Source organism: Arthrobacter sp. FW306-2-2C-D06B (assembly GCF_021789175.1).
Lineage (GTDB): Bacteria > Actinomycetota > Actinomycetes > Actinomycetales > Micrococcaceae > Arthrobacter.
The window spans coordinates 670,338-683,739 of the sequence record NZ_CP084560.1; the positions used below are offsets into that span (position 1 = coordinate 670,338).

A 13,402-nucleotide genomic window follows, 5' to 3' on the forward strand; every position below is an offset into this window, starting at 1 on the left:
GAACACTTTTCAGCCATAGCCTATCGGCAAACTAGCAGGAACAAGGATTCCGATCACCATTGTGGCGGCCCTCCAGAAGGAGTAGGGTCATCCGGAACGCTGCGTCCAATGCACTTTTATGCCCTCCCGTCAAGAGGGTGCCGGAGGGCCGAAAAGGCCATTTTCCGCGTATTTACAGGGCTCAGGACCCCTTTCCGTGCCAATCGTATGCCTTAAGCGTGATAAACTGGTCTGCGGGAAAGGGGAAAGTCCACATGGTTTTTGAGGTCGGCGAGACAGTAGTTTACCCTCACCACGGTGCAGCAAAAATTGAAGAAATCAAGATGCGCACTATCAAGGGCGAAGAGAAAATGTATCTCAAGCTCAAGGTGGCTCAGGGTGATCTGACCATTGAAGTTCCAGCAGAAAACGTAGACCTTGTTGGGGTCCGCGACGTAGTGGGCAAGGAAGGCTTGGAGCACGTATTCGACGTTCTCCGTGCCGAGTTCACTGAAGAGCCCACCAACTGGTCCCGTCGCTACAAGGCAAACCTGGAGAAGCTTGCTTCCGGCGACGTCATCAAGGTTGCAGAGGTTGTCCGCGATCTTTGGCGCCGTGATCACGATCGCGGCCTTTCCGCAGGTGAAAAGCGAATGCTGGCCAAAGCCCGTCAGATTCTGATTTCAGAACTGGCACTGGCTGAGAAGACCGACGAAGAGAAGGCCGCAAGCGTTCTCGACGAAGTTCTGGCTTCCTAACAGAGATTCAAAGATTTGAACCCCGGTGGCAACCTGCTGCCGGGGTTTCCTTTTGCCCGAAAGCCTTGCTGCCCGCTCCAAAGCCCAACTGACTGGCAGTAAGTGTCGTTCTGGGCGCCCAAAACGACACCTACTGCGAGCTAGTTGGGCGGGTGGGCACCACGTAGGCTTGGGCGCATGACTACACCATCCCAGCGCGAGGCCACCGCCGTCGTCGTCGTTGCGGCAGGCTCCGGGGAGCGGCTTGGCTACGGCATGCCCAAGGCGAAAGTTCCACTGGGCGGCGAAACGATCCTCACCCACGCCCTTCGCGGCGTCGCGACGGCGGACGTTGCCCGCCAGATCTGCGTGGCCGTCCCCGCGGGGGACCTGGAGCTGCGCGAGCTGTGCGAGGAATTCCGGCAGGAACTGGGCGCTGACGGCCCGCTGATTACCGTCGTCGACGGCGGATCCACCCGTGCCGATTCGGTCCGCGCCGCCCTTGGGGCGGTCCTCGAAGGAACGCGCGCTGTGCTGGTTCACGACGCCGCGCGTGCGCTGACTCCCGAACGCGTCTTCCACCGGGTTGCCGTGGCGCTCTCGTCCGGCGCCAAAGCGGTCATCCCCGCCATTCCGGTGGTGGATACCGTCAAGATGGTTGCGGAAACTGACGGTGACGACGCCGGAATCGCGCCGGAGATCGTCACCGGCACCGCCCCGCGCGAACAACTGCGCGCCGTGCAGACCCCGCAGGGATTCGACTTTGAGACTTTGTTGCGCGCCCACGCGGCGGCCGCGACGTTCGACGACGAGCAGTCGGCGGCAGTCACGGATGACGCCATGCTGGTCGAGCTCCTGGGCGTGCCGGTCCACGCGGTCCGGGGCGCCAGCCAGTCGCTGAAGATCACCACGCCGTTGGATCTCATCATTGCCGAAGGCCTGCTGGAGGGGCCGCTCGGAGTCCGCTGGGTTGAAGGCTGATGGCGGACTCGGAGAACGCAGCGATGATTCTGCCACGCACAGGCATCGGGGTGGACGTGCACGCCTACGCACCTGACAACGATCCGCAGCCGCTATGGCTCGGCGGGCTGTTTTGGGAGGGGGAGCGCGGACTTTCGGGGCATTCCGACGGCGATTGCGTTGCCCACGCGGCTGCTGATGCGCTCTTCTCCGCTTGCGGCATTGGTGATCTCGGCACGCATTTTGGCACCAACCGTCCCGAATTCGCAGGTGCGTCCGGGGTGAAGTTGCTGGGGGAGGCGGCCAGGATTGTCCGGGCTGCCGGCTTTGAGATCGGGAACGTGGCAGTCCAGTTCGTTGCAAACAGGCCGAAGTTCGGGCCGCGGCGTGAGGAGTCGCAGCGTGTCCTCAGCGCCGCCGCAGGAGCTTCCGTCAGCGTCACGGCAACCACGAGCGACGGCCTGGGTTTCACGGGGCGGGGAGAGGGCATCTCCGCTGTCGCCACGGCCCTCGTCTACGCCGTGCCGGCAGCGCCCCAAAGCGATGGCGCCTCAATAGCGCCTCAACAGGGATAGATGGTGTGCAACGAAGCCGGATGGTGCGCATCCGCTAATCTGGAGCGGTGACCCTGCGCTTTTACGACACTGCATCCGCCGAAGTCCGCGACTTCGTTCCCCTTGAAGCCGGCAAGGCCAGCGTCTACTACTGCGGTGCCACGGTGCAGGGGATGCCGCACGTGGGACATGTGCGTTCCGCGATCGCCTTCGACCAGTTGACCCGTTGGCTTGAATACCGCGGCCTGCGTGTCACCGTTGTCCGCAACGTCACTGACATCGACGACAAGATCCTCGCCAAGTCGGCGCAGTCCTTCGGGCCGGACTGGGCCGAGGAACCCACAGCCAGGGCCGAGGAAGAATGGTGGGCCCTGGCCTACCGCTACGAGCAGGAGTTCGAGCAGGCCTACGATGTCCTGGGCGTTTCCCGCCCCACCTACGAGCCTCGCGCCACCGGCCACATCCCGGAGATGCACGCCCTCATTCAAAGGCTCATCGACCGCGGCCACGCCTATCCCGCGCTGGACGACTCCGGCGACGTCTACTTCGACGTCCGCTCCTGGAGCAAGTACGGCTCGCTGACCCGCCAGAACATCGACGACATGCAGGGAGCCGCCGACGTCGAGCCCCAATTCAGCAACAGGAAGCGCGACCCGCGCGACTTTGCGCTGTGGAAAGGCTACAAGGACGGGGAGCCGACGACGGCGAGCTGGGTTTCGCCGTGGGGAACAGGCCGGCCGGGTTGGCACCTTGAATGCTCCGCCATGGCCACGAAGTACCTGGGCCAGCAATTCGACATCCACGGCGGCGGATTGGACCTCCGCTTCCCGCACCACGAGAACGAGATGGCACAATCGCAGGCCGCGGGTGACGGATTCGCCAACTTCTGGCTGCACAACGGCATGGTCACGTATGAGGGCGAAAAGATGTCCAAATCCGTTGGCAACACAGTGAGCCCCGGAGAGATGCTTGAGCTGGCGAGTCCCCGCGTTGTCCGGTACTACCTTGGCCAGGCGCAGTACCGCTCCGTCCTGGACTACCGGCCCACGTCGCTCCAGGAGGCTGCGGCCGCAGTGGAGCGGATCTATGGCTTTGTTGCAAAGGCTTCCAAGAAGTTCGGTGGTGATTTCGCCGCGCACCCTGAGTCGAGCCCCGTGCCTGACGCCTTTGCTTCTGCCATGGATGACGACCTCAACGTCCCGCAGGCCCTTGGCGCGCTGCACGAGACTGTCCGTGCGGGAAACACGGCGCTGGCGTCCGGGGACGACGCCGCGGCCGCGCAGGCGCTCCAGGCCGTGATGGCCATGACCACCGTGCTTGGACTGAACGACGTCCGCGGCGAAGTCCAGGAGAACTCCGAGACGGCCCAGGCCCTGGAGGTCCTCGTGGAAGCCCAGCTGCAGGCGCGCGCCGAGGCACGGGTCAACAAGGATTGGGCGGCGTCCGACGCGATCCGCGACACTCTCGCAGCAGCCGGTATCGCCGTCGAGGATGGCGCCGATGGAGCCAGCTGGAGCCTCAAGCGGGACTGAGAAACCGCCGTCGTCCCGATTTAAGTTGATTCAGTAGACTTGATTGCAGACGTACTCAACACAATCAAGGGTGGAATTCATGGCCAACAACGGTCGCCGGGCTGTCAAGAGCAAGAAGGGCCCCACCACCGGAACCGGTGGCCACGGTCGAAAGGCCCTCGAAGGCCGGGGTCCAACCCCCAAGGCTGAGGACCGCGAGTACCACAAGGCGTACAAGAGCAAGCAGCTTGCCGAGCGCTCCGCGGCGAAGCGCGCGGCCGGGGGCGCCAGCCGCTCCAATCCGGGCGCCCGCTCAGGCCCTAAGGGCCGCGCTACTGAGGAAGTCGTCACAGGACGCAACTCCGTGGTGGAGGCGCTTCGCGCCGGAATCCCCGCGAAGGCACTGCACGTTGCCATTCGGATCGAGATGGACGACCGCGTCAAGGAGTCCCTCAAGCTCGCCGCCGAACGTGGCATCCCGCTGCTGGAAACCGGTAAGCCCGAGCTGGACCGCATGACCGAAGACGCTGTGCACCAGGGCCTCGTACTGCAGATCCCGCCGTACGAATACCAGGACGCTTACGACCTCGCCGAAGAGACGGTCACCAAGTGGAAGAAGGGGTACATCCCCAACGCGCCCCTCTTCGTCGCGCTCGACGGCATCACCGACCCGCGCAACCTGGGCGCCATCATCCGCTCCGTTTCCGCCTTCAGCGGCCACGGCGTGATTGTCCCGGAGCGCCGCTCCGTCGGCGTCACTGCTTCGGCTTGGAAGACCAGCGCCGGCGCGGCGGTCCGCGTTCCCGTGGCCCGCGCCGCCAACCTGAACAACGCGCTCAAGCAGTTCAAGCAGATGGGCATCTTCGTGCTGGGCCTGGACGGCGACGGCGATGTTTCGCTGCCGGATCTGGCCCTGGCCACTGATCCCGTGTGCATTGTGGTGGGTTCCGAGGGCAAGGGCCTCAGCCGCCTGGTCCGCGAAAACTGCGACCAGATCATCTCCATCCCGATCGACTCCGCGATGGAATCGCTCAACGCCTCGATGGCCGTGGGCATCTCGCTGTATGAGATCTCAAGGCAGCGCGCAGCCAAATAGCCAGTTGGATGGCGGCACAGCCGCCGCCCAAAAGCCAACGCTCGCTCACTTATGGCGCCAAATACGGCAACGCTCGCTCACTTCTTTTGGTGAGCGAGCGTTGCTGTTCCCTTGGAAGTCGGGGTTAGAAGTCGCGGCGGTTCGCCAGGACCGGAAGCCTGACCCGCGCTTCCTCGACGACGGCGGCGTCCAGCTCCGCGAACAAGAGGCCGGGTTCGGCGTCGAGCTCTTCGAGCACGTTCCCCCAGGGGGACACGACGACGGAGTGCCCCACTCCGGTGGGCGCCGCACCCTTGGGTTCACGGCCCTGGCTCGCGGGATCGCCTTGGCCGCACGCCAGCACGAAGGTCGTGGTGTCGATCGCCCGGGCACGCGCGAGCAGCTTCCACTGCTCCGCCTTCCCAGGCCCGGCACCCCAGGAAGCGGAGACGATATTCACCTCGGCGCCTCGGTCGGCGTTGGCGGTGAAGAGGGCCGGGAAACGGATGTCGTAGCAGGTGGCCAGGCCAAAGGTGAGGCCTCCGGCGTCGAACGTCACCGGATCCGTGCCGGCGTCGACGGTATCGGATTCCGCAAAGCCGAAGGCGTCGAAGAGGTGGATCTTGTCGTAGCTGGTGTCCACCCCGGGCCCGGTGGCGATCAGGGTGTTCCGGACTTTGCCGTTGCTGCTGCCGTCGGAGGCCAGTCCGGGGGTGAACATTCCGGCCACGATCACGATCCCAAGATCCTGGGCGATCTTCCGCACCTGGCTGGCCCATGGCCCGTCCAGGGGCTCCGCGATGTCGAGCAGGGAATTCCCGAACGCCCGCATAGTCGCTTCCGGGAATACCACGAGTTCGGCGCCGCCCTCTTTTGCCCGGCGGGCGTAACCTTCCAACAGGAGCAGGTTGTCTGCCAGCTCGCGGCCGCTGATGAGTTGAGCAAGGGCGATTCGCACAATTACCTCCACATTGGTGTATAGCCAAAGTATGCAACGACCGCGCCGAGGATACGAACTCATGCGCGCGGGCGCGCGCATTCGGCGCAATCGACACAATCCGCTCAAACGACCGGTTTCACGAAAAGCGCAACGAGCCGGGTGATTCGACGTTTCAGCAGGTGAGCGGCTTGTTTGCGTTCGCAGGGGCCGCCAGCTTGGTTCCGACTGGCGGGCTTGGCCACTGTCATATGGGCCGCGGGGAAGGGAGAATTGGCGTCGGAGACTAAACTCTCAACTAATGGTTATGCCGATTTTTGACACAGCATCTACAGTGGACGCCTCGCGGCCGTCGCCGCTCGGGCTGAGTGTTCCGCTGCCTGGGAAGTCCGACCGTGGCACCCCCTCGCCGGACCGGGTCAACGTCGCCGTGTGGTCCCCAGGACTCACGCGAGTCGAAATCGCCTACAAAGCCCCCGGCGACTCCTGGAAGGTCCACACGCTGCCCAACCTTGAGGACGGCGTGCACCACGGGATTGTGGACGGGCTGCCGCCCGGCACCCGGTACGGCTTCCGCGCAGCGGCCCACGAGGACGCGATTCCACTGTCGGTTCCTGCTCCGGACTTTGACGCCGACGACGCCGAGCAGCTGTTGCTGGATCCCTACGGCCAGGCGGTGCACCAGCGCGGAGAGCTGCTGACCTCCGTACGGATGGAATCGGCTTTCGATTGGGGCGACGATCGGCTGCTTCGCACGCCGTGGCGGGACACGATTGTCTACGAGGCCCACGTCCGCGGCCAAAGCATGCTGCACCCGGACATCCCCGAGCACCTCCGCGGCACCTACGCGGGCATGGCACACCCGGCCATGATCGAGCACTTCCACTCATTAGGGGTGACGGCCGTTCAATTGCTGCCCATCCACTTCCACATGGACGAGCAGCACCTGCAGTACTTGGGCCTGACCAATTACTGGGGATACAACACTGCGGCGTTCTTTGCGCCACACGCGGACTACGCCACGCAAGCCGCCCAGCAGGCGGGGCCGCACGCCGTTCAGGACGAGCTCAAGGGCATGGTGAAGCTCTTGCATGCCGCGGGGATCGAAGTGATCCTCGACGTCGTCTACAACCATACGGCGGAAGGCGGGCCCGACGGCGATACCTCCAGTTTCAGGGGCCTGGGCGAGCGGCAGTACTACCGCCACGATGCCCACGGCCGTTACCTTGACACGACAGGCTGCGGCAACACCCTCAACTTCGCCGAACCCAGGGTGGTGGACCTGGCCATTGACTCGCTGCGATATTGGGCGGACGAATTCCACATAGACGGCTTCCGTTTCGACCTTGCGGTGACGCTGTGCCGCAATGCGGGCAATGAATTCGACCCTGAGCACCCATTCTTGAAACGGATCGCCCAGGACCCGGTGCTTTCCAAGACCAAGCTCATTTCCGAACCCTGGGATGTGGGCTATGGCGGCTGGCAGACCGGGCGGTTCCCCGAGGGATGGGTGGACTGGAATGATCATTTCCGCGACGGCGTGCGCCGTTTTTGGCTCTCAGAGCGGGGCGCTGCCGACGGCGGGATGTCCGGAAGCACCATGGGAGATCTCGCCGACGCCTTGACGGGCTCGGCCCGGGTCTTTGAACCTTCAGGACGCTCCAGGCTCGCCTCGCTCAACTTCGTCACGGCCCACGACGGCTTCACCCTGACCGATCTGGTGTCCTACGACCGTAAGCACAACGAGGCCAACGGCGAGCAAAACCGCGACGGGCAGACCAACAGCCTCAGCTATAACCACGGATTCGAAGGCCGCACGGAAAACGAGACAATCCTCGCTGCCCGTGCCCTTTCCAAGCGGAACCTCATGACCACTTTGATGATCTCCATTGGAGTACCCATGATCACCGCTGGCGACGAGCTCGGACGCACACAGCAGGGAAACAACAATGCCTATTGCCAGGACAACCCCCTGACGTGGATCGACTGGACCCAGACACCCGAATCGCATGACATGCTGCGGAGCACCAAACGGGTGATACGGCTCCGGAAAGAGTTCCTGCAAGCCCAGGACGCCGGCTTCCCGGACAGCGGGACGGGCCTGGATTGGTTTGATGAGAAGGGCCAGCCCATGACGGCGGCCCGTTGGCATGATCCCTCCCGGCGTGTTGTGCAACTCTTGGTGAGCTCGGAAGGCGGCGCCTACCGCGGCTTGCTTGTGATCAACGGGAACAAGGATGACCAAAAGGTCGTCCTGCCCAAACTGCTCGCCGAATCCGGGACCGGCAGCCGGATGTTCGAACTAAGGCTGACAACGTCCGAGCTCAATGACCGCAGGCAAGGAGCGCTCGTTGCGGCAGGCGAACGGGAAGTCGTCCAAGGCAACACCATCAACATCTACCGCACCTAGGAACCATGAAAATCTATTCGGCAGACACGTGGACACTTGAAGAACTACAGGAACAAGTGTCCGACGCCGGCCGCCGCACCGTGATGGTGCCCCCGGCAGCAAACAGGGAGGGCGTCCTGGAAGTGTTCGGCCAGGTGCTCGATTTCCCCGAGTACGAAGGGGTGGACCTGGATGCGCTCAACGATTCACTCCACGATTTCGCAGACAGTGTGTCCGAAGACGAGCAACCACCCATCACCCTGATTTGGCAGGTCCCGGCGGCCTACCGGACGGACCGGTCCTTCGGGTTGGTTTGCGAAATCCTCCAGGACGCCGAGTTCTACTCCGGGCGGGACCTCGCTGTCATAGCGGTCTTCCAGCAGTAGCTCGACTGGCCGGGGGGTGATGCCCACCCGGCCAGCTTGTCGCTACGCGTTGACGATCAGTCCCAGCTCGGCCTTCGAGGCCAGGGAGGGGTGCTTCGGGAAGACCCGGACGGTGTACCCGAAGGATCCGGAGCGGTTGATCAGGATGGACCCGGTGAACAGGTGCCGCCCGTTGCCTAGGTCCTCGAATGAGCTCAATTCGGCCACCGTGATGTCCTCCAACTCATCGCTTTCTTCAGCCCGTCCGTAGGCCACTTCGACGCTGACGTCGTCCGGTGTCAGGGTGTGGAGGGCGATGTAGGCGTTGACCTGGAGGGTGTCGCCGATCTGGGGTTCTTCGGAGACGCCGATGGAATCGACGTGTTCCACGATCAGCTGCGGCCAGGCGTTGCGGACCTTGGTGGTCCAGGCCGCGAGTTCCTTCGCTTCCTTGAAGGAGCCGGCCACGGCACGCCGTCCTGACTCCGCTGCCGGGCGGTAGAGGGTGTTGACGTAGTCCTGGAGCATCCGGTCCGCCGAGACCGCCGGGCCGAGGTGGGCCAGGGTGTGCTTGATCATGGACACCCAGTGCGTCGGGACTGCTTCCGGGCCCGATTGCGAGGGCCCGGCCGCGCCGGCGTCCGCGGAGACCGTGGAGCCGTAGAAGCGCGGGGCCACCTGGGTCTCCAGGAGCTCGTAGAGCGCGGCGGCTTCGATGTCATCGCGTTCGGTCGGGGACGCGTCGTTGTTCGCGGTCGGGATCGCCCAGCCGTTCTCGCCGTCGTACATCTCATCCCACCAGCCGTCCAGGACCGAAAGGTTCAGCGAGCCGTTGATGGCCGCCTTCATCCCGGAGGTCCCGCAGGCCTCCAGCGGCCGCAACGGGTTGTTCAGCCAGACGTCGCAGCCCGGGAACAGGGTCCGTGCCATGGCGATGTCGTAGTTGGGCAGGAACACGATCCGGTGCCTGACGGCGGGGTCGTCGGTGAACTTCACCAGGTCCTGGATCATCTTCTTGCCGGCGTCGTCCGCGGGGTGGGACTTGCCGGCGATGACCAGCTGGATGGGGTGCTTCGGGTGCAGCAGCAGCGCCTTGAGGCGTGCCGGGTCCCGGAGCATGAGGGTCAGGCGCTTGTAGGTGGGCACGCGCCGGGCGAAACCGATCGTGAGCACGTCCGGGTCCAGCACGGTGTCCGTCCAGCCCAGCTCCGCGTCGGCCGCCCCGCGCTTCTTCCACGCCGCCCGGAGCCGACGCCGGACATCCTCCACGAGGGACACGCGAAGTTGACGCCGCAGCGTCCACACGTCCTCGTCGCTGACGTTGTAGGCAAGATCCCACCGGCCCATGGCCTCGGCCTCGCTTCCAAACTGCTGGCGGGCCAAGGCAGAGATGCGCGGGTCCACCCAGGTGGGTACGTGGACGCCGTTGGTGACGGAGGTGATCGGGATTTCGGAGTGGTCGAAGCCTGGCCAGAGCCCGGAGAACATCTCGCGGGAGACCACCCCGTGGAGTTTGGCCACGCCGTTGGCCCGCTGCGCCAGGCGCAGGCCCATGACGGCCATGTTGAAGACCGCGGGGTTGCCGCCCTCGTAGTTTTCCCGGCCCAGGTCCAGGACCTTTTCCACCGGGACGTCCGGGGCAAGGCCGGCGTCGAAGAAGTGCCTGATCTGCACGGCCTCGAAGCGGTCGATGCCGGCCGGCACCGGGGTGTGGGTGGTGAACACCGTGGACGCGCGTCCCGCGGCGAGAGCCTCGGACCAGCTCAGCGGGGCCTCGGCGGACATGAGTTCCTGGATGCGTTCGATGCCCAGGAACCCGGCGTGGCCTTCGTTGGTGTGGAACACTTCCGGGGCCGGGGTGCCGGTGAGGCGCTGGTAGACCCGCAGCGCCTTCACCCCGCCCATGCCCAGCAGGAGTTCCTGCTGCAGCCGGTGGTCCCCGCCGCCGCCGTAGAGACGGTCCGTGATCCCGCGCGCAGCGTCGTCGTTGGCCGGAACGTTCGAATCGAGCAGCAGCAGCGGCACCCGCCCGACGTCGGCCCGCCAGATGTGCGCGTTGAGCTTGCGTCCGTTGGGCAGCGGCAGCGAGATTGTCACCGGCTTGCCGGTGCCGTCCTCGGACGGTTCGCGCAACAGCGTCAGTGGCAGGCCGTCCGGGTCCAGGACAGGGTAGGTCTCCTGCTGCCAGGCGTCGCGGGACAGGGACTGCTTGAAGTAGCCCGCCTGGTAGAGCAGCCCGACGCCGATCAACGGCACGCCCAGGTCCGAAGCGGCCTTCAGGTGGTCCCCGGCCAGGATCCCCAGGCCGCCCGAATACTGCGGGAGCACCTCGGTGATGCCGAACTCGGGCGAGAAATAGGCGATGCACGCCGGAGCATCCGGACCCAGCCCCTGGTACCAGCGCGGCTCACTGAGGTACCGGTCCAGGTCCGCAGCCGCATGCTGGACGCGCTCTACAAGTTCATTGTTGGAAGCGAGCTGGTCCAGCTGATCGCGGCTAATTGACCCGAGGAGGCTTATTGGATCGTGACGGCTCTCCTCCCACAATTCCTGGTCAAGGCTCGCAAAGATTTCACGGGTAGGCCGGTGCCACGACCAGCGCAGATTCATCGCGAGACGCGCCAGTGGCTGGATCGGCTCGGGGAGCAGGGTACGGACGGTAAACCTTCGAATTGCCTTCACGAGCGTCACACTAATCCACTCGGTGGACGGCAGGAACAGCTTTCGGTTTCTTTTAGGTAAATGACACATTGCGCGGAAGAGTCTGGGGCACCTCTTCGCAAAATGTGATTTTTCTCGCTAACGTCGAGGTTGTGACCACTACTGCAGCACCGCGATCCAGCTCAGCATCCAAGTCCAAGCAGAAGACGGGTATCACCGAAGGTCTTAGATTCGGCAGATTCCCCATCACGGCCGTGCAGCCCGTGATCGAGGAAGGCCGGTTCCCGGCCAAGGCCTTGCCTGGTGAAGATTTGGTGGTTGGCGCCACGGTCTTCCGTGAAGGCCACGACCAGCTGGGGGTGAGCGCCGTCCTCCTGGACCCCAAAGGCAAAGAACGCCAACGTGTCCGGCTCGCCCCGGCCCCGGGCGAGCGTGGCAAGGGAACTGACCGTTGGGAGGGCCTGCTGACCCCGACGGCGCCCGGAGCCTGGACTTTCGCAATCGAAGCCTGGCACGACCGCTACGGCACCTGGCATCACAACGCGGAAGTGAAGGTCGAGGCGGGCATCGATGTGGAGCTGATGCTCGCTGAGGGTGTCGCCCTGCTCGCTGAAGCGGCAGGCGAAAGCGCCCGAAGCGCGGCGGACAAGCGCATCCTTCGCGCTGCCTCGGAAGGCCTCGCCGATACTTCGAAGAGTGACGAGGAGCGCCTTGCCGACGGCTTCAGCGCAGAGGTCGTGGCCGTCGTCGAGCGCCAGCCAATCCGTGAACTGGTGACCGTCTCGGAACAATACCCGCTCCTCGTGGAGCGTGACCTCGCCGGCCGCGGGGCCTGGTACGAATTCTTCCCCCGTTCCGAAGGTGCCGTGCTTGATCCCACCACGGGAACGTGGACTTCAGGCAACTTCACCACAGCGGCCAAGAGGCTCGACGCCGTCGCGGACATGGGCTTCGACGTCATCTACCTGCCCCCCATCCACCCGATTGGTTTCCAGCACCGCAAGGGACGGAACAACACGTTGACTCCGGGTCCGCAGGATCCGGGCTCGCCGTGGGCCATCGGTTCCGAAGCCGGCGGCCACGACGCCATCCACCCGGAATTGGGATCGTTCGAGGATTTCGACGCTTTTGTGGCCCGCGCCAACGAGCTGGGCCTCGAGGTCGCTCTGGACTTGGCGCTGCAGGCCGCCCCGGACCATCCCTGGGTGAAGACAAATCCGGAATGGTTTACAACTCGGGTTGACGGCAGCATCGCCTATGCCGAAAATCCGCCCAAGAAGTACCAGGACATCTATCCGCTGAACTTCGACAACGATCCCGCCGGACTATCCAAGGAAATCCTGCGCATCGTCTTCCTCTGGGTGAGCCACGGCGTGAAGATTTTCCGCGTGGACAACCCCCATACCAAACCGGTGTGGTTCTGGGAATGGCTGATCGGCAAGGTCAACAAAAAGTACCCCGACGTCGTTTTCCTCGCCGAGGCGTTCACTCGCCCCGCGATGATGCACGCACTCGGACGGGCAGGATTCCAACAGTCGTACACGTACTTCACGTGGCGGAACACCAAAACCGAACTGGAATCGTATTTCCAGGAAGTCAGCCACGAATCCCCGGCCTACTTCCGGCCCAACTTCTTCGTCAATACCCCGGATATCCTCACCGAATACCTCCAATACGGAGGTCCGGCCGCGTTCCGCATCCGCGCCGCACTGGCAGCCACGGCCAGTCCGCTCTGGGGTGTGTACGCCGGATTCGAGCTGTACGAGCATGTGGCGCGTCCCGGTGCCGAAGAGTACATCGACAACGAGAAATATGAGTTCAAGGATCGCAACTGGGATGCCGCAGCCGCTTCCGGGCACAGTCTCGCCCCGTACATCACGCGGCTCAACGCCATCAGGAAGGCCCACCCCGCCCTGGGCGACCTGCAGAACCTGACTTTGCACCACAGCACGGACGACGCCACCATCGTGTTCTCCAAGCACAAGACCTTGCCTGACGGCAGCAAGGACACCTTGATCATCGTGGTCAACGTCGATCCCCACGGCATCAGGGAAAGCACCGTGACCCTGGATCTCTCCGCTCTTTCGCTGGATCCCTCCGACTTCACCGCCAACGGACGATTCTGGGTGGATGATTTGGTCAGTGGCGAAAGCTGGGAGTGGGGCGAGTACAACTACGTCCGACTGGACGCCCATCAAGAACCGGCACACATTCTCAATATCCGGAGGTAGCCT

The 13,402-nt window shown here is 64.1% G+C and carries 10 protein-coding genes; 8 read left to right on the forward strand and 2 right to left on the reverse strand.

Annotated features, from left to right (window positions below):
• Window positions 1-254 precede the first annotated feature (254 nt).
• From LFT47_RS03365 to rlmB, 5 genes are all read left to right on the forward strand, one after another.
• Window positions 255-737: a CarD family transcriptional regulator gene (locus LFT47_RS03365; protein WP_011690592.1), complete on the forward strand. Its 483-nt coding sequence runs from the start codon at window positions 255-257 to the stop codon at window positions 735-737.
• Window positions 738-914: 177 nt separating this feature from the next.
• The gene (gene ispD / locus LFT47_RS03370; protein WP_236815211.1) at window positions 915-1,697 is read left to right on the forward strand and encodes a 2-C-methyl-D-erythritol 4-phosphate cytidylyltransferase; all 783 of its coding nucleotides are present in this window, start codon (window positions 915-917) and stop codon (window positions 1,695-1,697) included.
• 23 nt (window positions 1,698-1,720) lie between these two features.
• Entirely contained in the window at window positions 1,721-2,251 is a 531-nt protein-coding gene (gene ispF / locus LFT47_RS03375; RefSeq protein ID WP_442863458.1) for a 2-C-methyl-D-erythritol 2,4-cyclodiphosphate synthase, read from the forward strand.
• A 47-nt stretch (window positions 2,252-2,298) separates the two neighbouring features.
• Window positions 2,299-3,762 carry a cysteine--tRNA ligase gene (gene cysS / locus LFT47_RS03380; protein WP_236815226.1) on the forward strand — a complete coding sequence of 488 codons (1,464 nt, stop codon included), beginning with the start codon at window positions 2,299-2,301 and terminating at the stop codon, window positions 3,760-3,762.
• A 79-nt stretch (window positions 3,763-3,841) separates the two neighbouring features.
• Entirely contained in the window at window positions 3,842-4,837 is a 996-nt protein-coding gene (gene rlmB, locus LFT47_RS03385; protein ID WP_236815229.1) for a 23S rRNA (guanosine(2251)-2'-O)-methyltransferase RlmB, read from the forward strand.
• A gap of 124 nt (window positions 4,838-4,961) precedes the next feature.
• Here rlmB and LFT47_RS03390 read toward each other — a convergent pair whose 3' ends face one another.
• Entirely contained in the window at window positions 4,962-5,774 is an 813-nt protein-coding gene (locus LFT47_RS03390; RefSeq protein ID WP_236815231.1) for a carbon-nitrogen hydrolase family protein, read from the reverse strand.
• Between the two features lie 280 nt (window positions 5,775-6,054).
• On the opposite strand from LFT47_RS03390, the gene glgX reads away from it, so the two are divergent.
• Both glgX and LFT47_RS03400 read left to right on the forward strand, forming a co-directional pair.
• The gene (gene glgX / locus LFT47_RS03395) at window positions 6,055-8,163 is read left to right on the forward strand and encodes a glycogen debranching protein GlgX (RefSeq protein WP_236815233.1); all 2,109 of its coding nucleotides are present in this window, start codon (window positions 6,055-6,057) and stop codon (window positions 8,161-8,163) included.
• 5 nt (window positions 8,164-8,168) lie between these two features.
• On the forward strand, window positions 8,169-8,528 hold the full coding sequence (locus tag LFT47_RS03400) for a barstar family protein (protein WP_236815235.1): 360 nt from the start codon (window positions 8,169-8,171) through the stop codon (window positions 8,526-8,528).
• 42 nt (window positions 8,529-8,570) lie between these two features.
• On the opposite strand, the gene glgP is transcribed toward LFT47_RS03400, so the two are convergent.
• Window positions 8,571-11,189 carry an alpha-glucan family phosphorylase gene (glgP, locus tag LFT47_RS03405; RefSeq protein ID WP_236815243.1) on the reverse strand — a complete coding sequence of 873 codons (2,619 nt, stop codon included), beginning with the start codon at window positions 11,187-11,189 and terminating at the stop codon, window positions 8,571-8,573.
• Window positions 11,190-11,320: 131 nt separating this feature from the next.
• Here glgP and LFT47_RS03410 point away from each other — a divergent pair, with 131 nt between their 5' ends.
• A complete protein-coding gene (locus LFT47_RS03410) occupies window positions 11,321-13,399 on the forward strand; it encodes an alpha-1,4-glucan--maltose-1-phosphate maltosyltransferase (protein WP_272909605.1) in 2,079 nt (692 codons plus the stop codon).
• The last annotated feature ends 3 nt before the right edge of the window (window positions 13,400-13,402 follow it).